This is a genomic window from Puniceicoccus vermicola (assembly GCF_014230055.1).
In the GTDB taxonomy this organism is placed as follows: domain Bacteria; phylum Verrucomicrobiota; class Verrucomicrobiia; order Opitutales; family Puniceicoccaceae; genus Puniceicoccus; species Puniceicoccus vermicola.
In genome coordinates this window covers 225,544-243,766 of sequence record NZ_JACHVA010000053.1, presented here as the reverse complement: position 1 = coordinate 243,766, position 18,223 = coordinate 225,544, and the positions used below count along the sequence as shown (strand labels likewise).

Below are 18,223 nucleotides of genomic sequence, written 5' to 3'. Positions count from 1 at the left end.
AAGATCTGCTTTGCGGCAAGATCAGGAAGACTTGCTCTTGATGTATTCGACGACGCTGCCGACGGTAAGAAGTTTCTCGGCGTCAGACTCTGGGATTTCTCCGTTAATCTGATCCTTGAACTCCTCCTCAAAAGCCATGATCAACTCAACCGTGTCCAGCGAGTCGGCGCCCAAATCGTCGAGAAAAGAAGCTTCAGGTGTAACCTGCTCTTCATTGACGTTGAGCTGATTTACAATGATCTCCTTGACGCGGTCTTCGATGGATTTCTCTGCCATATTCCTTGGTGTTTTAAAGCTTGTGTGAAAAGAAGGAAGAATCACATGACCATACCACCGTCAACCGTAAAAACCTGACCGGTGATGTATCCTGCATTTGGACCCGCGAGGAAGCCCACAGTCGCGGCGATATCCTCTGGTTTCCCCATCCTCTTGAGAGGGATCATCTTAAGGATGTTCCCTTGAATATCTTCGCCCAATTCATTCGTCATGTCCGTTTGAATAAATCCGGGCGCTACGGAGTTTACTGTAATCGACCGAGCGGCCAACTCCTTCGCTAAACTCTTGGTGAAACCGATCATCCCCGCCTTGGCGGCTGCGTAGTTCGCCTGACCTGCATTGCCGGTCAAACCGATCACCGAAGAAATATTGATAACCCGGCCCCAACGGCGACGGGTCATCGGACGAATTAAATTTTTCGACCAATAGAAGCAGCTGTTCAAATTAGTCTGCAGCACCGCGTCCCAATCATCCTCGCTCATGCGAATAAACAGCATGTCGCGGGTAATCCCGGCATTATTTACGAGAACATCGACGCACTCGTACTTTTTCAAAATCTCTTCCGAGGCCGCAGCAACCGCCTTCGAATCAGAAACATCGACTCCATAGGCTTCCGCCTCTCCGCCATCCGCGCGAACTGCCTCGACGGCCTTCGATGCGGATTCCTCTGATCGGGCGACACACAAAACGCGAAAACCGAGGCTTCCGAGTTCCCTAGCGATCGCGAGTCCAATTCCCCGACTAGCCCCAGTAACGAGGGCTGTCTTTTTCTCTTCAACTTGCTCTGACATGCCGGAAGCCTGTCCAGAAAATCTGCCATCGGCTAGGAAAAAATAGCCCGACCCCTGCTCTACCCGAAGCCGCCACGCTCCTCTTTCCTTACGAACAAGGCCTCAACCCCAATACGAAATAACCTTTCTCTTTGGGCGGATGCCATTTTCCGCGAGCCTCCTCAAATGCCTGATCATCCCGATCCGCGGGCAAGATCTCGATCCAAATATAAACAACAAATTGTTCCCAGGAATAATCGGATCAGCCTTCATAAGCCCCATCGGCCCCGATTCGGTGCGCTTTCGGATCGAATTACCGTGGGTTTTCCCCTATGCCCGCCTCAGTGAAGTCTGAAATTCGTCTCCAAAAATTCCTTTCCCAGTCGGGAGTGTGCTCGCGCCGCAAGGCCGAGGAGCTTATCCGCGAGGGCCGTGTCGAGGTCGATGACCGCATCGCCCTGATTGGCGAGTCAATCGTTGCAGGCAGCGCCGTGGTCCGTGTCGATGGCAAGCGAATCATCGCCCGCCAGCAGGATCATCTCACCCTAGTCCTCAATAAACCGCGCCACTACGTCTGCACGAACGCAGACCCCCATCAGGATCAGACCGTCTTCGATCTTCTGCCCAAAATCTGGCAGGATCCGCGGATGATCTGCGCCGGACGACTCGACAAAGATACGGAAGGGCTCCTGATCCTCACCACCGATGGTGACCTTGCCCAGCGATTGACCCACCCCTCCAAGCGGGTCATCAAGCGCTACCAAGTACGAGTTCAGCGGGATCTTCAAGGGGACGACATCCCCAAACTCCTCCGCGGCCGCACTCTGGAGGGGCAATGGTTGCAATTCGACAAGATCATTCCCCCGAAACACAAGGGTTCTGAATTCGAGGTGCACCTGGATCACGGCAAGAAGAGGGAGATCCGTCGTCTTCTCGAGTCCTTCGGCTACCTCGTCAAAAAGCTGAAGCGCACGCAGATCGGGGCCTACAAAATGAGAGGCTTGGCGCGCGGACAAGCAAGGCCGCTCAAATCCAGCGAAATCAAAGCTCTTCTCGCTCCGGCACGGGAAAACGAGCGCTGAACGCTGCTCAACAGACCAAACCTCCACCCGGCAATTTATTCTCGCCAACAAATCCCGCTAGCACGCACGCTTAAAACCAAGGCAATTGGCCATAAAACAGTTGTTCGTCAGGGCAAATCACGATTAGTATCCACAATTCAAAATTTAAAAATCAAAGACGGTTTATGAAACGAGTCCTCATCTCTCTCGCGGCCCTAGGCGCAGTCCTCTCCGCCAAGGCTGAAATCGAAATTCTCTACCTCGCTCCGAATGACACGGCTCCGGTTCTAGGATCGATCTCGTCCGAATCCGACGCAATCGAAACCGCGACCCCGGTCGAGGGCAAGAAGGGCTGGATGGAGATCGTCCGCAAGGACTACTACAGCGGTTTCATCGCAAAAGACAGTCTCACTCCCGAAGGAACTGTGGAAATCGGCACCTCGATGCTCATGACCCCTTCAAAATCGGGCAAGGTTCTCACAACGATCGAAGCAGGTGATGAGGTCTCCATCAATCTTGTCGACGATTGGACCGAGATCACCGTTAACAAAGCGATCCCGGGCTACTTTATTCCTGCGGACAGCAAAGTAACTCCCCCAGCCGGTGCGGGAATGAACAGCAACCGCCGCGTAACCTATGCCAGCGACCCCCTCCTGGCTCGAGCCGGGCAGACTCGCTACAGCCCGGAAACTCCCAGTCTTTCAACTTCCACCTCAGGCCCGGTTGCAGCCCGGCCAACGATCCCTACCTCCGAACCCATGACCGGATTTGAGGAAGTGGATTCCCTGAACCCGACTTTCGGACGCACTTCCGACAGCGGACAGACCCGCGGCTACAGCCTCGGTGCCGGATCGACTCCGATCCCTGAGCGTGACACCACGGCTCCCTTCGAAGACGCATCGATGCAGGCACCAACCTCCGTCGCCGCCATTCCGATCCCCACCGCCGAGGATCCAGACCCGACAATCGAAGCCCCGACCCAGGCCGAAGAAGTCGACACTCTTTCAGAAACAGAAGACGCCGACATCGAGCAGACTCCTGACGAGCCGAGCGATATCGAGCCCGTAGAAGATCCTGAATTGCCCATGGCCGCAGCCAACGAGGCTGGTGCCGAAGGAGCCCAGGAATCCGCAATGGAAAACCTCGACGAGGGAACCGAAGAGATGGTCGGAGAAGAAGGCGCCAGCAGCGAAGACCTTTCCAACGAGGAAGACAGCGATAGCAACTCCGAGGTTATTCCTCTGGCTCCTGCAGCCGCCGTCACGGGCAGTGCCGCCGCAGCCGCCGGATCGGCCGCCGCCTCTACCGAAGCATCCAAGCCCGCCGCCGAAGTCGTCGAGACCACTCCAGCCGTCATTGTCGAAACCGAGGAAGATGTTGAAGTCTCCAACGATGTGGCCGAGTCCGTCGTCCCCGGCGTCACTCAACCCATGGTTCCGGACGAGCCTCCGCTCATCCCTCCGACAGACACCAACCGGGTTTACATCGGAAGACTCGAACGCACCTCCAAGGGATTCTGGGGATCCAAGCCCAAATATGATTTCGAGCTCCTGAACTATTCCGGCGACCGGATCGCCTACGTTGACATTTCGGAGGTTCCGATGAGCAGCCAGGAAAAGTTTACCGAACAGATCGTCCAAGTTTACGGAGTCCTCGTCCCTACCGGCGAAAAGGATACCCTGCTGATTAAAGCCGCGAACATCACTCTCCGCTAAGACCCTATTCGGCTCAGAAAATCCATGGAATTGATAGACGGCAACCAAATCGCCCGCCAGGTAACCGAAGAGCTCGCTGAAGAGATCGGAAAGCTGCCGGAGAATCATCGTCCCAAAGTAGCCTTTGTCCGCGTCGGCGAGGATCCCGCTTCGGTCTCCTATGTCCGCAAGAAGGAGAAAACTGCCGCCGCAGTCGGAATCGACAGCGATTTGCACGTCTTCCCCAGTGACATCCCCAAAGAGGAGTTATTCGCGGAAATCGACCGCCTGAACGCAGACCCTTCCATCCACGGCATCCTCGTGCAGGCCCCGCTTCCGAGCCACATTCCGGATCAGGAAGCGTTCGACCGAGTCAGCGCCGAGAAAGACGTCGACGGGTTTCACCGGATCAACCTCGGTAAACTCTGCCAGGAAGATCCGACCGGATTCGTTGCCTGCACTCCGAGTGGCGTCATTGAACTCCTCGATCGCTCCGGCGTAAGCATTCCCGGAAAGCACGTCGTCATCGTCGGCCGCAGCCTGATCGTGGGTAAACCTCTCTCGCTCCTCTTCCTCCGCCGTCACCCCCAGGGCGACGCTACGGTGACCGTCTGCCACTCGAAGACGCCAAATCTGGAGGAAATCACCCGCCAGGCCGATATTCTCGTCGCCGCCGTAGGCCGCGCCGAAATGATCAAGGGCCACATGGTCAAACCTGGAGCGACCGTCATTGATGTCGGCATCAATCGCGTCGAAGATTCCAGCCGGAAGTCCGGCTATGCCCTCAAGGGGGATGTGAACTTCGAAGAAGTCTCCGAAGTTGCCTCTCACCTCACCCCCGTGCCCGGCGGCGTGGGGCCCATGACGGTTGCCATGTTGATGCGCAACACCTACAAGGCCTTTCAAATTGCCCAGGATTAATCATGAATGAGGAGCCTGAGATCGTCGAAGCGGAGGTTGTCGGCGAGCCAGAGGCTCCCGAATTCGAACCCAGCAGTATGGGTGCCCGCTTCGGAGCCCTCTGCCTGGACCTCATTCTCCTGATCGCGGTGTTCGGACTCATCGCCACGAAAGTCATTCTCCCGGAATGGTATCCTGGAGCGATGAATGAGTTCATCGAGCTCATCGAGCAATACGAAGACGCCGGAGAAGATCCCGCACCCCTCAATCCCAGTTCCGAGCTCATGAAGGCGGCCCAGACCATAAATGCCATCTTCTTCCTATCTATTTTCTTTTATTTTACATTTGTGCCCCTTTTGATAGGTGGAGGAACTCTGGGCATGAGAATTTTCAATCTACGCATTCAGCAACGCGAAGCCGATGCTCCGGCTTCTTTCCGTGCCCATCTGGTCCGGGGAGCCGTGAAGACGGTCTGCCTCCAGATTTTGTTCCCTCTATTAACCCTCCTCTTCCTCTTCGCCTTCTTCAACCCGCAGCGAGCAGCCATTCATGACCTGCTCGCAAAGACGCGGGTGGTCCGAGGGCCAGCATTCTCCTCAAAATGAAAGCCAAGAACAAGATCCTCATCGTCGATGACGAACCCGTTAACGTAAAAGTTCTCCAACGCAAACTGGAGAAGGCGGGCTACGAAGTCCGTATGGCGACAAACGGCTTTGAGTGTCTTGACCGGGTGGAGGAAAGCCGCCCCGACATCATCCTCCTCGATATCATGATGCCGGATATGGATGGCGTCGAAACCTGCCGCCGACTCAAGCAAAACCCCAAGACCGAGACCATCCCCGTCATTTTCGTGACGGCGAAGATGGATCGGCACGACAAAATTTCCGGTCTGGAGACGGGCGCGATCGACTACATCACGAAGCCGATTGATATGGAAGAGACTCTGGCCCGAGTCCGCACTCATCTGCGCTTGGAGACCATGCACGAGGAGAACATCGAATTGCAGCAGCGTCTCGGCGAAGCCCGCCGCACGGCCGCAATCGGTAGCATGACCCAAGGCATTGCCCACAACTTGAACAACCTTCTCGGCGTGGTCGTCGGCTATCTGGACCTGCTCAAGCTCCGGATGAATCAGCCCGAGAAGCTCGAGAAGGGAATTGCCTCGATGGAGAAGGCCGTCAAACGGATGGTCAATCTGGTGCGGCAACTGAGCTCGATGGTAACGGATGAACCCGTAGCCCGAATCAAAGCCGATCCCGCGGAATGCGTCGCCAACGTCGTAAACCGGGCGACCCGCCAATCCGAAGGTCGGGTCCAAACGGTTTCGATTGAAAACAACCTTCCTGAGGATTTCCAGACGTTCACCTCGCTGGAAACGATCGAAACCTGCGTCGAACATCTCATCCGCAACGGCATCGAGAGCTATCCTGAAGGCACTCCGGCCGAAGACCGCCCGATCCGCGTCTCTCTCAACCTCCTCGAAGAGGACGGAGAGAATGAGGTCGAGATCCGCGTCTCTGACCGTGGAGAGGGAATCCACCCATCTGTCCGTGATAATCTCTTCGATCCATTCATTTCTACGAAAAACTCGGTAGGCCGGGGATTTGGTCTTACCGTTGTAAAACACTCGATCTCTCATATCGGAGGCGGCGTCACCATCGGCGCGAATCCTTCTGGCCAAGGCACCTCTGCCGTTCTGAGAATCCCAGTCGAAACCGAATGACCGGATCCAAAACCTCTTTTCCCACGACCCTTTTCGTCGGTGCGGGCCGCATGGCCTCTGCGATTGTCCAAGGACTGCTGGCCACGGGCCGGGCCCAACCGGAAAATTTACTCTGCACCTGCGGGCAGGACCCAACTGGCCCAGCCCTCGCCCAACGAACAGGCATACGCTACGTAGCCGATGCGAGCGAAGGTCTTCCCGAAGCCGATTTCGTGCTCTTGGCCTGCAAGCCGCAACAACTTGCCAGCCTCCCCGAATCCTTGGCAGAAGAGACCTCCGGAAAACTGATTCTCTCCATTCTCGCCGGAATCCCACTGGCCCGGCTGAGACAGGTCGCCCCGAAAGCGCGTAACGTCGTCCGGGTCATGCCAAACACACCCGCCCAGATCGGACAGGGGATCTCCGCCTACGCCAGCGACCAGCCTCTCTCGGAGGACGATCAGTCTGCAGTCGAGATTCTCCTCTCCTCGATGGGAAAAACCATTCAGCTCGAGGAATCTCATATCGATGCGGTCACTGCGCTCAGCGGCAGTGGCCCCGCCTATGTCTTTGAGTTTACCCGCCTTCTCGCAGAGGCAGGAAAATCCCTCGGTTTACCGGAAGAGGTCGCGGCCCAACTCGCCCGTCAGACTGTCGTCGGATCTGCAGCTCTCATGGATAAGCGGGAAGAAGCCGATCCGATTGAGCTGGTCCGCGAGGTCACCTCACCGGGAGGTACGACCGAGGCCGCGCTCAAGACCCTCGAAGGCGACTTCGGCAAGATCGTCGACCGCGCTCTCCGCGCAGCCCGTGACCGCAGCCGCGAACTCTCGAGCATGTAAGGCGGCCCACCCTTTTCCTCTCCCAACCATGGTAATACTTTCCCGACACGATCTCTCCAAAAAGAAAATCCTGATCACCGGCGGTGCCGGATTCATCGGGAGCGCACTGGTTTGGGAACTCAACCAGCGCGGACTGAACAATATCGTCATCGCAGACTATCTTGGCACTGACGAAAAGTGGAAGAACCTCGTTCCTCTCCAGTTTGACGACTATCTCGAGGCCGACACGCTACTCGACCGCATTCGCTCCGGCCCGGAATATCTCAAGAGCTTTCATACCGTTTTTCATCTCGGCGCGAACTCCAGCACGACTGAAACCGACGCCCGCCACCTCATCCAAAATAATTTCGAGTTCACGAAGCTCCTCGCCTACGCGACCCTCCAGCAAAGCAGCCGCTTCGTCTACGCATCCTCCGCGGCTACTTATGGCGACGGAGCCCAAGGGATGAGCGACGAGGGCACAGAGCACCTCTCTTCGCTCCGCCCGCTAAACATGTATGGATACTCCAAACACATGTTTGACCTCTACGCATTGAGGAATGGTTTCCTCAACAATATGGTCGGTTTGAAGTATTTCAACGTCTACGGCCCGAACGAGAATCATAAGGGAGACATGCGCAGCCTCGTGATGAAAGCATTTGAGCAAGTCCAGCAAGACGGACGCATCCGACTCTTCCGCAGCCACCGCCCCGATTACAAGGACGGCGAACAAATGCGTGATTTCCTCTACGTAAAAGATGCCATCAAAATGACGATCCAACTGGCGGAAAATCCCCGCGCAGGAGGACTCTTCAATTTGGGATCAGGCGAAGCCAATACTTGGCTCCGTTTGGCACGAGCCATCTTTACCGCTGCCGGGGTCGAGGAGAACATCGAGTTCATCGACATGCCTCCGATCTTGCGAGACAAGTATCAGTATTATACCTGTGCCGATATCTCGAAGCTTCGCGAAGCCGGCTACACCGACGACCTGACCCCACTGGAGGAGGCGGTCGCCGACTACGTCAAAGAATACCTGATCCCCGGTCGCCGGCTCGGTGAGTAAAACGCGGATCGACACTTCTCGCACGATCCAAACTGAAGGCTCCGGATTGATCGAATTCCGTTCGATCGCTATTTGACCCGGGGTTGCCTAGCGAATCCTGAAATCCATTCTATTGTGAAACTACTCTCTTGGAACGTAAATGGCCTCCGCGCCTGCCTCAAAAAAGGTTTCTCTGAATCCATCCAATCGGTCGATCCCGATGTCGTCTGTCTCCAGGAGACCAAGATGGGACGGGATGGACCTCCCGATACCGGTCTCGGCGAGTATGCCCACCAGATTTTCCATTCGGCGGAGAAGCCCGGTTACTCCGGGACTGCCATTCTCTCCAAGACAGAACCGATCTCGGTTGAATTTGACTTTGGCGATTCTGAATTTCAGGGCGAAGGGCGAGTCATCGCCGCGGAGTTCGCGAACTTCTACCTGGTCAACGCCTACGTTCCGAACAGCCAGAACGAACTGCGTCGCCTACCTTACCGTTGCGATTCCTGGGAGCCCCGCACCCGCAAATACCTGAAATCTCTTTCAACGAGCAAACCAGTCTACTACTGCGGCGACCTTAACGTTGCCCACAAAGAGATCGACATTGCCCGACCGAAAGCCAATCGCCGCAACGCCGGTTTTACCGACGAGGAACGCCATGAGATGGATCTCCTCCTCGGTGCCGGATTCACCGATACCTTCCGCCACTTCCACCCCGATGCCACAGAACGCTACTCCTGGTGGAGCTACCGCGCAGGAGCTCGGAAGCGAAACATCGGATGGCGACTCGACTACTTCATTGCTTCAGAGTCAGCTTCAGATTCCTGGATCTCCGCCGACATCTTCGATCAGATCGAGGGTAGTGACCACTGCCCGGTCAGTCTGGAGGTCAAAGACTAAGAAAGCTGGCTCAGCCGTGAGCTGCCCCAACCCCCTGCGCAAGGATCATCTCCCGAACAGGAGCTTCTCCTGTTCCTCCAAACGCATGGCGTCTCGACCCTCTTCCAACAGCCCGGAGGGAAGCGAATATTCGCGAATCATCATGCCATCGAGGAAGATCGCCACGTAAAGCCCGTCCAACTTATCACGAGCATTCTTGGGAGCATTACTGGCCCACCTATATCCTGATTGCACTTTCACTTCCCGAAGCAGAACCCGACCGGTCTCGAGCTCCTTCTCTTCCCGATCGCTAAGATCGACATCCTTGATTCGGCCTTTCGTCCACAAATCGGCTTTTCGGTCGTGGACCTCACCGGCTGCGGTTTTCTCCACACGTATTGCCCAGCGAACTTCCAAGTCGTTTAAATTTGTACCGGTCCGGTTTTCGAGAGTGATCTCATAAAACCCATCTCTTTCTTCAATATCCAAGCCGGTCTGAGTGGATTTCGTTTCGTTCTCGTCCAAACGCTTCGCCGAAATCTCAAAGAGTCTCTCATCGGAGATCGCCTGCAGTGAAACCCATTTTTTCACGTATTCTTGGTCCTCTCTCGAGAGCGTCTGCAGCGGGATCGTAAATCGGCGCCCGTCCTCCCTGCGAATTTCCACGTAGGTGTCATCCACCGATTCGAGGGATGCTTGAATCGACTGACCCTCGTTATTGGTAAAGGTCCTCACCTCGGTACCGAGAAGCGTGGAAAAGCCTCCGAGAATTACGAGGCCACAAAAAATGGGGAGCAGGCGTCCAAGTCTCATACTAACCATCATCAATCCCAAGAGCTGGTTCGCAAACCAATATACATGGGTGTATCCCCCAAATGAATCCATTCGAGAGGGTTCTCGCGATTTTTACCCCGAGTTTAGAGAATCTGCACCGATGGCGGTTGCCAAAGAACGGACTCGGTCTTCGTGGGCGGGAAACTCCCACGCCCCCAACTTTGTCGCTGATCGTAAAATCATCCCGGCATTGGAAAAAAACAACCCATCCGCCTCCTCGAGGTCTTCCAATCGCAATCTCTCTTCCCGCACGGTAAGGTCTCCAATCGACTTTAGTGCCAACAGGCGATGCCGGATCACTCCCGGCAATGCCCCACTGGTCAGCGGAGGGGTCAATAATTCTGCCTCTCGCAAGATCCACACATTGGAACGAGTTCCCTCGACGACTTCATCGCCCCGGCACATCAGAGCCTCATCCCATCCCGCTTCCTGCGCCTGACGGAACGCAAGGTGATGAAGGAGATAGTTGTTATTCTTCCAGCGGCTCAACAGCGAGGCCCCCGGATGAACCATCTCCGAAAGACCCACTTGGAGTGAGCCTCGCGAAGCCCTCTTTCCCAAAAATACCCGGAGCATCCAATCGACGTTCTCTCCATTCAGATGAAGCGACAACCGGGCGATCCCGTTCGGGCATTCATTCTTCCCAGCCATCTCCGAAACCTTATCCTCGATCTGCTCCGGAGAAAATGGGATCTGCAAGCCCATTGCAGACGCAGTGGAGTTCAACCGATGCCAATGGTTCTCAAAGAACCGAATGACTCCACCTTTCAGGCCCATGGTTTCGAAGCATCCAACCCCATAAAGCCACCCTTCCGAGGTAGGGTTGATCGAGATCTCCTTTGCCGACTGGAGAGATCCGTTCCACACTAAGAATAGTTCGGCCTCTTTGCCTCCTCCGCTCATCGCGGCTCCTCCTGCTCCTCCGGCCAACCCAAGCTGGACAGGATCTTCTGCGCCTTGTGAAGCGTCTCCTCAAACTCTGCCTCGGGATCCGAATCCCAGACAATGCCTGCACCGACTCCAAACTCCACTCGATTCCCCAAAACCTCCATCGTGCGGATGGCAATGTTCCAACGGGAAACCCCTCCTGCTGATAAGAAACCCATCGTCCCACAATAGGCTCCTCGCCTTTCCGGTTCCAACTCTCGAATAATCTCCATCGCACGAGACTTGGGTGCCCCAGTGATGGACCCCCCAGGGAAGGTTGCCGCAAAGAGGTCCGACATTCTGACCTCCGGGCGCAACTCGCCACGCACCCCACCGACCAGATGGTGCACCGAAGCAAATGACTCGAGGGCGAACTCCTTCTCGGCCCGGACCGACCCCGTCCTGCAGACCCGGCCCAGATCGTTGCGCTCCATGTCCACAATCATCAGCAACTCGGCTCGCTCTTTCGCATTCTTCTGGAGATCCGACGCCATCTCCCGATCCTTCTTCGGCTCGGCCGAACGCGGACGGGTTCCCTTGATCGGTCGTGTCGAAACCGATCGATCGGCGCCCACCTCTAAGAACAACTCTGGAGAACTGGATAAAATCTGCTTCACGCCACAATCGATATAGGCCGAATAGGGAGCCGGATTTTCCTTTCGCAGCGAACGATAGAGATCTTCCGGCTGCACCTCAGTCTCACACCGGAATCTCTGGGAAAGGTTCGCTTGATAAATATCCCCGGAAGCGATCCATTCGCGCACCCGCCGCACCCCACCGACGTATTCCGCGCGCGTCTGATTCGAAATCGGCTTCGAACTGCGAATCGCCCGCGGAGCGGGAGTCTTTTCTGGGAGGTCCTTCAATTGATCAACCCAAGAGCGCAACTCCTCCTCCGCACCTTCAACCCATTCTCCGACCACGGCGAACATCCGACCACTCGGGCGGTGTTCCGCAAGGGCTCGGTCATACAAGCCCATCCATCCAGACAAACGAGGGATCCCCTCGGAAGGATACGGCGGCATGGCCTCCTCGTAGTCCAACTGCCCGATCAATCCGCCGAGAAAGGGGATTTCCGCCGTCGCTACGGTTTTCAAGCGAGCCTCCCATTCGTCCAACCAAGCCAACAAGTCCTCCTCCGGGCCCGAACGGCATTCCACCGGATCCGCGGCAAGAATGGACCAGTCCGCTCCTCGCGCACCATCCACTCCATCGAGCCAGGCGCAGTGGTTCCGTTTCGAGAAGACGCCAAACCATCTCGGAAGCCCTCCCCGTCTCTCGATCTCAATCAGCGGCATGCCAAAACCGAATCCCTCACCCGTTCAATCCCCTCCTCGGAGACCGCGAGCAAATGTTCGCGCACCGAAAGGTTTCCCAGCCGCTTTTCTGGAATCAAGTCCGCCAAGGGCCGAAGAACAAAGGCTCTCTCCGTCATCCGCGGATGAGGGAGGATCAACTCCTCCGTTTCCCAGACCAAATCGTCAAAAAGGAGAAGATCGAGATCGATCGTGCGCGGTCCCCAGCGGATTTCGCGGGATCTCCCCAAGCCGTTCTCAACATCAAGGCAGAGACCCAGGAGCTCCGGAGGCTCGAGTGAAGTTCTCACCTCAATCACGGCATTCCAATAGCGATCCTGACCAGGAGGTCCAAACGGAGGGGTTTCGTAGATCGCCGATCCCCGAACGATATCCAACCCCGAAGCCTCTGCTAATCTCTTCAGGGCCTCGGCGAACATCGATTCCCGGTCACCCAGGTTCCCGCCGAGAGCGATCCAAGCTCGCCTCATTCCTGCCGGCATCGTTCCACCGAAACCGAGATTTCGTCGAAGATTCCCGGAAGCGGCGCCTGCGGCTTGCGCACTTCCACCACAACCGAGGAAACGCGTGCGAAATCCTCCAAAATTCCCTCGGCGATCCGGGTTGCCAGAGCCTCCAGCAGATGAAAACGCTCCTGCTCCATCCAGTGACGCACTTTGAGATACACCGCAGAATAGTCCACGGCGTGCTCTAGATTGTCCGACTTCCCCGCCTCACACACGTCGGTTCGCAATTCCAGATCCACGAAGAACCGTTGGCCAAACTCGGCTTCGGCTGGGTTGTTCCCATGGAACCCAAAAAAGGCCAACCCACGGAGACGAATAAGATCAGGAGATTCTTTCATGACGATAAATAGCATCCGCCATGCGGGCGGCTTTCAAGTTCGGACCGAGGTCGTGCACGCGGACAATGTCGGCACCCCCGACCACGCCGGCCACCGTGGTCGCCAACGTTCCCTCCAGCCGCTCCTCCACGGGTAGGTCGAGGGTCTTCCCAATCACCGATTTGCGAGAAGCCCCCAGTAGCAAGGGGAAACCTAACTCCCGCAGCTCGCCAAACCGGCGCATCAACTCCAAGTTCTGCTCCACCGTCTTCCCAAAACCGATTCCCGGATCGAGGATAATGCGCTCGGGGTAAATGCCAGCCTCTGCCGCGACGATCAGCGACTCCTCAAAATACCGCAGGACTTCTGCGATGAGGTCCCCCTCAAGCTCCGCCCCTCGGCTGTTGTGCATCAGGACCACCCCCGCTCCGGCCAAAGCCACCACCTCGGCCATTCGGGCGTCGAGCTGAAATCCAAAAATATCGTTGGCGATCTTCGCCCCGGCCTCCAGCGCTTTGGCCGCGACCTCTGGCTTGTAGGTGTCCACCGAGATCGGAATGCCGATTTTCCCGCGCAATCCTTCCAGGACCGGCTCCAACCTTGCCCATTCCTCTTCGGCGGAAACTTCTTCCGCTCCCGGTCGGGTGGACTCCGCCCCCACGTCCAGAAAATCCGCACCGTCCGCTTCCATGGCTACCGCCCGATTCAGCGCGGCTTCCACCCCTGCATATCGCCCACCGTCCGAAAACGAATCCGGGGTCACATTCAGAATCCCCATCAGATACGTTCGATGCCCCCACCCCTCAACGGGCCAGGGTGTCTTTACGGATCCTGATTGATCGATATCCACGGAGCTCAATTCAACAGATTTCCCCATCCATTCCCAGCCTCTTTCCCCCTACGATTCACCTTCGAAACCGCATAGTCACCCATGGATCCAGGCTCAGCCCAGCTCCCTTCAAGCTCCTTGATCCGGGCATCGGGTCAAAACCAACATCTCATCCCCTCCTTTTTGGAACTCGTAATCCACCGTTTGAATCCGGGCCGTCACTCCTTCAGACCGTAGCCTTTTCAATACGGGCTCCAGATGAGGAGACCGTCTGCCGGACAATTCCAGCAAGGGAAAAACCCGGACCTCACGAGCCACCCGAAGCAACTCCATCAATCCATTGAAATGAAACTCTTCGTCCAAATTTTCTGAATACAAGAAGAGAAAGTGGGAAACGAGCGCCAGTTCAAACTCCTGAGCCCTAAACACTAGCTCCGGAATTCCCTCCGAACGATAGCGCCCCTCATCGCATCCTTCTTCGAAATCGGCGAGAAAGCGGTTCATCGCCGTCATCCTTAGATTTTCCAAGAATTCCACATTGGGGATCACATTCCAGACAAAAGCCTCCCGATTCTCCCGGACACTCTCTAGAAGGCTCGGCCTCACCTCTTCGACCCTGGAACGAATCTCTTCCCGAGAGAACTGGTAGACCGGATCAACGGAGACCACGGAGCCGCCCAACTCAGTCAGTTCGGCATTGAAGGAAGCCGGCCCATCGCCGCAACCGAGGATTCGCTTATGCAAATCATCCGGGGACAAAGCAAACATCGCCCGATACTCGTCCAAGGATCTACCCCACGGAACCACTGACTCCAGTCTCATCATCTCCAAGAGAACCTCCCACGAATGATTACAAATCGGCAAGCCCACAAAAATCCGAGCGCGCCCAAAGCATCCCACCCAAACGGAGCAACAAGCCAACCAGTTACCCTTACCGACCCAAAGGTTAAAAAACATTAATAATCGATTCATCCGCGATTCATTCCCCTGAGCTATAACGGGTCGCTTGCCGTACAATATGAACCCGCTAAGCATCTTCGAAAATAGCTCTGAACCAGCCATGGAACCCAGAGTCGATTCACGCTGCGCATGGATAACGCTTTCGGCTCTCGCCCTCTATTTTACCCTCCAGTTCCTACTCCGAATCTGCCTCTCTCCCGGTGCAGAGCTCGATGAGGCCGAGCAGCTCGTCCTCACGCAGCAATTCAGTTGGGTCTATGGATCACAACCGCCTTTATATACTTGGCTGCAAATCCTGATTTTTCAGTTCACGGGCCCTGGAATCGTCGGACTCGCTCTATTGAAGAATCTCCTCCTTCTATTCACATACAGCGGGACTTTTTTCTTCACCCGATCCATCACCGGTTCCGCCCGAAAGGGACTGGCCTCCGCACTTCTTCTCTTTCTTATCCCCCAGGTTGTCTGGGAATCCCAGCGCGACCTTACCCACTCGATCCTCGTCACCTCGATGGGGATCGCAACGCTCCTTTCACTAAGAGCCCTGTGGGCCCGACCCTCCACTCTCCGCTACATTCTTTTCGGGATAGTCTCCGGATTCGGGTTTCTCTCCAAATACAACTACGCGCTATTCTGGGTAGCTCTCCTGATCGGCATCGCCGCAACTCCCCAAATCCGAAAAAAACTCCTTCATCCGAAACTTCTTTGGACGATCTTGGCAGCAGTGCTAGTCGTCCTGCCCCATGGCTGGGCTGCCCTCGATCAGATCGCTCTCGTCACCCTTGATGCTCATAAATTCCATCAGGTGTCCCAGCCGTCTTTTTCCGCCATTCTCCACGGATTTAAAAATCTCATCATCGCCGTGCTCAGCTATCTGGGCCCTCTGTTAGCGGTGGGCGCGGGAATCTTCTTCGTCCGAAAGCACCCCAGGAACGATCCAGCTCCAAAAACCTGGCTCAAACTATTTTGCATCGTAGCCATCGCGGCAATTCTTCTCTGCGGAGCGCTTATCCTCTTTGCAGGAGTCACCGAGTTTAAGGACCGGTGGATGCAGCCACTCCTCTTTTTCATCCCAGTCCTTCTCATCCTCCGCCTTGGAGATCCTCTTCCCCTTCGCTTCTTAAAGGTTCTCGCGGGAGTGTCCCTGTTCATCGGAATGCTGGTGCTTGGATTGACGGCCGGGCGAACGTTTGTCGCAGCCAAAAGTCGACTCAACATACCCTTCGCCGACTTTGCCGAAAAGATCCGCAATCAAGGCCCTCCACCTCAGGTCATCGTTGCCGAAGACCATTTCTACGCGGGCAATTTCCGTCTCCAGTTTCCTGATTCAACCATTCTCTCTCCCAGAACTCCCCTCCTCTCACTTCCCGAAAACCCAACAATTCTCTTGGTATGGAAAGACAACCTTCTCCCGGGCCCTCCACAGAAATTAGATCAATGGATAGAACAAAATCTCTCAACGACCGCCCCCGCAGCTCCTCCAATCACTCTGCGAAAACTCCGCAGGTTCAGCGAGAAAAAGACCGATGCAATCGGAATGCAGAGACTTCTTCTCCAAGAAGCACCCTCTCCGAAGTAAGAAGCTCTTCGAGACGCTTGGGGATTTCCATCGTCATCCCCTTCTACAATGAAGAAGAATCGGCCCGCGTGGTGATTGAAGAAATACTCTCTCTTTATCCCCACGAAGAAATCATCGCTGTCGATGACGGGAGCACCGATCAAACTCGCAATATCATCTCTCAATTCGAAGGAGTTCGCACTGTCTACTTTGAGAAAAACCAAGGGCAGAGCGCATCCATTCTCGCCGGCCTGTCACGGGCGACCAAATCATTGTGCGTGCTTCTTGACGGAGACGGCCAGAACGATCCCGCGGACATCCAGAACCTCGTTCGGCATTTCCACCAGACGCAAGCTGATGTGGTTTGCGGATACCGGGCGAGCCGCCAAGACAACTGGAGTCGGCGAGCCTCTTCGAAAATCGCCAACAAAGTGCGCCGCATGATTGTTCGGGATGGAGTTCGCGACACAGGATGCTCCCTCAAAGTCTTCCGGCGAGAAGCCATCGGGTGCCTCGTTCCTTTCAATGGAATGCATCGATTTCTGCCGGCCTTTTTCCGGGCCTCTGGATTCCGGATTGAAGAAGTTCGGGTGAATCATAGGCCCCGTTCACTCGGAACCTCCAAATACACAAATTGGGAACGAGGTCTTCGGGGAATCTACGACCTCATTGGAGTCCGCTGGTATTTGCGCCGCCACGTCCGGCCTGAACTTTCAAACGAAATTCATCATGAACGAAATCCTTTTTAGTTTCTCTCTATTTGATGCAGACATCGTCGTCACTCCGTGGAAGATCATCGGTTACGTCGGAGTTCTCTGTTTCGGCAGTCGCTGGATCATCCAACTCGTGGCTTCCCACAAGAGCCAGAGACCCACGTTCCCCCTACTGTTCTGGATGCTCAGCCTCACTGGCAGCATCCTCCTCCTCTCTTATTTCACCTTTGGGAAAAACGATTCCGTGGGCGTATTGTCCAACCTGATGCCTGCCGGAGTAGCTGGGTACAACCTGATCCTTCACATCAAGGACAAACGGAATCCACTTTCTCCCCCGACACTCCAGTCTAAGGGCTAAAGTCCTTTTCCACCAACACCCCTCATCGAGAGAGGTGGAGGGCTATATCTCAATCAGAAATAGAGATAGCCCAGAACCATGTTGCCTGATTCGTGAATCGCCTCGATCAAGTCGATCGCAATAATCGCGAAAAGAAACCAAACAACCTCAGATAAAGATCTTTCGACCACACGTGGCTCGATCACCAGGGACTCAACTCGGGAATATCCCTTGAAGTGCGGAAAAAACCGCGGCGTATTCGCCACGTATTTCTCAAAATCGGCTCCAAATATCTGCGATAAACGAACCTCTTCTTTCCGGATGACAAAGGCATAAAAAGCGAGGAAGAGCGACGAACACCCGAGGGCCAAGAGACCCGACTGAAGCGCAAATCCGAAACCCGCCACCCCGAGAAAGGAAAAGAAATAAAGAGGATTCCTGCACAAGGAATAGGGCCCCTCGACACAAAGCTCCCGGTTCTTCCGACCGGAGATGTAAATACTACACCAAATTCGCCCCACCGCTGCCAGAACCAGCAAAAAGTATCCACAGAACTCCAATCCCTCGCCTAACGGACTCCCCAAGGTTCGCGGAACCATCGTCAGGGCGAAAAGAATTACCAACAGAGCAACTGCTTGAGAAACGGATTTCCTGAGAAGCTCCAAGGGAGAAAGGCGGCTTTGTGAACTCATTTAACCGTTTAGACTACAACCCTCTCCCTCCGTTCAACAATTCCAGCGAAATGGATCACCCTCCGTCCAACAACTTGACTTCATCCTTA

The 18,223-nt window shown here is 55.4% G+C and carries 21 protein-coding genes; 11 read left to right on the top strand and 10 right to left on the bottom strand.

The annotated features are described in order from the left end of the window. Positions 1-21: 21 nt before the first annotated feature. Positions 22-276, bottom strand: a complete 255-nt coding sequence (locus tag H5P30_RS07175) for an acyl carrier protein (protein WP_185692265.1) — start codon at positions 274-276, stop codon at positions 22-24. 41 nt (positions 277-317) lie between these two features. After that, the gene (fabG, locus tag H5P30_RS07170; RefSeq protein WP_185692264.1) at positions 318-1,067 is read right to left on the bottom strand and encodes a 3-oxoacyl-ACP reductase FabG; all 750 of its coding nucleotides are present in this window, start codon (positions 1,065-1,067) and stop codon (positions 318-320) included. 323 nt (positions 1,068-1,390) lie between these two features. On the opposite strand from fabG, the gene H5P30_RS07165 reads away from it, so the two are divergent. From H5P30_RS07165 to H5P30_RS07130, 8 genes are all read left to right on the top strand, one after another. Beyond that, a complete protein-coding gene (locus tag H5P30_RS07165) occupies positions 1,391-2,128 on the top strand; it encodes a pseudouridine synthase (RefSeq protein ID WP_343075435.1) in 738 nt (245 codons plus the stop codon). 164 nt (positions 2,129-2,292) lie between these two features. After that, positions 2,293-3,822: a hypothetical protein gene (locus tag H5P30_RS07160; RefSeq protein ID WP_185692262.1), complete on the top strand. Its 1,530-nt coding sequence runs from the start codon at positions 2,293-2,295 to the stop codon at positions 3,820-3,822. Between the two features lie 24 nt (positions 3,823-3,846). Further along, the gene (locus H5P30_RS07155) at positions 3,847-4,722 is read left to right on the top strand and encodes a bifunctional 5,10-methylenetetrahydrofolate dehydrogenase/5,10-methenyltetrahydrofolate cyclohydrolase (RefSeq protein ID WP_185692261.1); all 876 of its coding nucleotides are present in this window, start codon (positions 3,847-3,849) and stop codon (positions 4,720-4,722) included. A 2-nt stretch (positions 4,723-4,724) separates the two neighbouring features. Next, complete coding sequence (locus tag H5P30_RS07150) at positions 4,725-5,306, top strand: RDD family protein (RefSeq protein ID WP_185692260.1); 582 nt, start codon at positions 4,725-4,727, stop codon at positions 5,304-5,306. Continuing rightward, positions 5,303-6,424: an ATP-binding response regulator gene (locus H5P30_RS07145; RefSeq protein ID WP_185692259.1), complete on the top strand. Its 1,122-nt coding sequence runs from the start codon at positions 5,303-5,305 to the stop codon at positions 6,422-6,424. The genes H5P30_RS07150 and H5P30_RS07145 overlap by 4 nt, the downstream gene beginning before the upstream one ends. Continuing rightward, on the top strand, positions 6,421-7,245 hold the full coding sequence (gene proC / locus H5P30_RS07140) for a pyrroline-5-carboxylate reductase (protein WP_185692258.1): 825 nt from the start codon (positions 6,421-6,423) through the stop codon (positions 7,243-7,245). The genes H5P30_RS07145 and proC overlap by 4 nt, the downstream gene beginning before the upstream one ends. A gap of 28 nt (positions 7,246-7,273) precedes the next feature. Next, the gene (gene rfaD / locus H5P30_RS07135) at positions 7,274-8,290 is read left to right on the top strand and encodes an ADP-glyceromanno-heptose 6-epimerase (RefSeq protein WP_185692257.1); all 1,017 of its coding nucleotides are present in this window, start codon (positions 7,274-7,276) and stop codon (positions 8,288-8,290) included. Between the two features lie 114 nt (positions 8,291-8,404). Continuing rightward, positions 8,405-9,169 (top strand): exodeoxyribonuclease III, encoded by a 765-nt coding sequence (locus tag H5P30_RS07130; RefSeq protein WP_185692256.1) that lies wholly within the window; start codon positions 8,405-8,407, stop codon positions 9,167-9,169. A gap of 45 nt (positions 9,170-9,214) precedes the next feature. Here the strand turns inward: H5P30_RS07130 and H5P30_RS07125 are convergent, their stop codons facing one another. The 7 genes from H5P30_RS07125 to H5P30_RS07095 form a co-directional block, all read right to left on the bottom strand. Beyond that, entirely contained in the window at positions 9,215-10,033 is an 819-nt protein-coding gene (locus H5P30_RS07125; protein ID WP_185692255.1) for a hypothetical protein, read from the bottom strand. Positions 10,034-10,054: 21 nt separating this feature from the next. Then, entirely contained in the window at positions 10,055-10,885 is an 831-nt protein-coding gene (locus tag H5P30_RS07120) for an aminotransferase class IV (RefSeq protein ID WP_185692254.1), read from the bottom strand. Next, positions 10,882-12,207, bottom strand: coding sequence for an aminodeoxychorismate synthase component I (pabB, locus tag H5P30_RS07115; protein WP_185692253.1), 1,326 nt, complete (start codon positions 12,205-12,207; stop codon positions 10,882-10,884). The genes H5P30_RS07120 and pabB overlap by 4 nt, the downstream gene beginning before the upstream one ends. After that, positions 12,198-12,695 (bottom strand): 2-amino-4-hydroxy-6-hydroxymethyldihydropteridine diphosphokinase, encoded by a 498-nt coding sequence (folK, locus tag H5P30_RS07110; protein WP_221774309.1) that lies wholly within the window; start codon positions 12,693-12,695, stop codon positions 12,198-12,200. The genes pabB and folK overlap by 10 nt, the downstream gene beginning before the upstream one ends. Then, positions 12,692-13,069 (bottom strand): dihydroneopterin aldolase, encoded by a 378-nt coding sequence (gene folB, locus H5P30_RS07105; RefSeq protein WP_185692251.1) that lies wholly within the window; start codon positions 13,067-13,069, stop codon positions 12,692-12,694. The genes folK and folB overlap by 4 nt, the downstream gene beginning before the upstream one ends. Next, the gene (folP, locus tag H5P30_RS07100; RefSeq protein WP_221774308.1) at positions 13,053-13,898 is read right to left on the bottom strand and encodes a dihydropteroate synthase; all 846 of its coding nucleotides are present in this window, start codon (positions 13,896-13,898) and stop codon (positions 13,053-13,055) included. The genes folB and folP overlap by 17 nt, the downstream gene beginning before the upstream one ends. A 108-nt stretch (positions 13,899-14,006) precedes the next feature. After that, positions 14,007-14,645, bottom strand: a complete 639-nt coding sequence (locus tag H5P30_RS07095) for a 5-carboxymethyl-2-hydroxymuconate Delta-isomerase (protein WP_221774307.1) — start codon at positions 14,643-14,645, stop codon at positions 14,007-14,009. A gap of 292 nt (positions 14,646-14,937) precedes the next feature. Between H5P30_RS07095 and H5P30_RS21875 the strand changes: the two genes are divergently transcribed. The 3 genes from H5P30_RS21875 to H5P30_RS07085 are packed head-to-tail and all read left to right on the top strand — an operon-like array spanning position 14,938 to position 17,463. After that, positions 14,938-16,413: an ArnT family glycosyltransferase gene (locus tag H5P30_RS21875; protein WP_221774306.1), complete on the top strand. Its 1,476-nt coding sequence runs from the start codon at positions 14,938-14,940 to the stop codon at positions 16,411-16,413. A gap of 17 nt (positions 16,414-16,430) precedes the next feature. Further along, the gene (locus tag H5P30_RS07090; RefSeq protein ID WP_221774305.1) at positions 16,431-17,141 is read left to right on the top strand and encodes a glycosyltransferase family 2 protein; all 711 of its coding nucleotides are present in this window, start codon (positions 16,431-16,433) and stop codon (positions 17,139-17,141) included. Next, on the top strand, positions 17,122-17,463 hold the full coding sequence (locus H5P30_RS07085) for a lipid-A-disaccharide synthase N-terminal domain-containing protein (RefSeq protein WP_185692248.1): 342 nt from the start codon (positions 17,122-17,124) through the stop codon (positions 17,461-17,463). Before H5P30_RS07090 ends, H5P30_RS07085 begins: the two co-directional genes overlap by 20 nt. A gap of 53 nt (positions 17,464-17,516) precedes the next feature. On the opposite strand, the gene H5P30_RS07080 is transcribed toward H5P30_RS07085, so the two are convergent. Further along, positions 17,517-18,134, bottom strand: a complete 618-nt coding sequence (locus H5P30_RS07080; RefSeq protein WP_185692247.1) for a methyltransferase family protein — start codon at positions 18,132-18,134, stop codon at positions 17,517-17,519. Positions 18,135-18,223 lie beyond the last annotated feature (89 nt).

Excerpts from the sequence above, each read along its gene's own strand:
- fabG (WP_185692264.1), bottom strand. The coding sequence starts at position 1,067 with ATGTCAGAGCAAGTTGAAGAGAAAAAGACAGCCCTCGTTACTGGGGCT.
- pabB (WP_185692253.1), bottom strand. The coding sequence starts at position 12,207 with ATGCCGCTGATTGAGATCGAGAGACGGGGAGGGCTTCCGAGATGGTTT.
- H5P30_RS07080 (WP_185692247.1), bottom strand. The coding sequence starts at position 18,134 with ATGAGTTCACAAAGCCGCCTTTCTCCCTTGGAGCTTCTCAGGAAATCC.
- H5P30_RS07145 (WP_185692259.1), top strand. The coding sequence starts at position 5,303 with ATGAAAGCCAAGAACAAGATCCTCATCGTCGATGACGAACCCGTTAAC.
- rfaD (WP_185692257.1), top strand. The coding sequence starts at position 7,274 with ATGGTAATACTTTCCCGACACGATCTCTCCAAAAAGAAAATCCTGATC.
- H5P30_RS07155 (WP_185692261.1), top strand. The coding sequence starts at position 3,847 with ATGGAATTGATAGACGGCAACCAAATCGCCCGCCAGGTAACCGAAGAG.
- H5P30_RS07175 (WP_185692265.1), bottom strand. The coding sequence starts at position 276 with ATGGCAGAGAAATCCATCGAAGACCGCGTCAAGGAGATCATTGTAAAT.
- H5P30_RS07160 (WP_185692262.1), top strand. The coding sequence starts at position 2,293 with ATGAAACGAGTCCTCATCTCTCTCGCGGCCCTAGGCGCAGTCCTCTCC.
- H5P30_RS07095 (WP_221774307.1), bottom strand. The coding sequence starts at position 14,645 with ATGTTTGCTTTGTCCCCGGATGATTTGCATAAGCGAATCCTCGGTTGC.
- H5P30_RS21875 (WP_221774306.1), top strand. The coding sequence starts at position 14,938 with ATGGAACCCAGAGTCGATTCACGCTGCGCATGGATAACGCTTTCGGCT.
- H5P30_RS07125 (WP_185692255.1), bottom strand. The coding sequence starts at position 10,033 with ATGGATTCATTTGGGGGATACACCCATGTATATTGGTTTGCGAACCAG.
- H5P30_RS07120 (WP_185692254.1), bottom strand. The coding sequence starts at position 10,885 with ATGAGCGGAGGAGGCAAAGAGGCCGAACTATTCTTAGTGTGGAACGGA.
- H5P30_RS07150 (WP_185692260.1), top strand. The coding sequence starts at position 4,725 with ATGAATGAGGAGCCTGAGATCGTCGAAGCGGAGGTTGTCGGCGAGCCA.
- folK (WP_221774309.1), bottom strand. The coding sequence starts at position 12,695 with ATGAGGCGAGCTTGGATCGCTCTCGGCGGGAACCTGGGTGACCGGGAA.
- proC (WP_185692258.1), top strand. The coding sequence starts at position 6,421 with ATGACCGGATCCAAAACCTCTTTTCCCACGACCCTTTTCGTCGGTGCG.
- folB (WP_185692251.1), bottom strand. The coding sequence starts at position 13,069 with ATGAAAGAATCTCCTGATCTTATTCGTCTCCGTGGGTTGGCCTTTTTT.
- H5P30_RS07085 (WP_185692248.1), top strand. The coding sequence starts at position 17,122 with ATGAACGAAATCCTTTTTAGTTTCTCTCTATTTGATGCAGACATCGTC.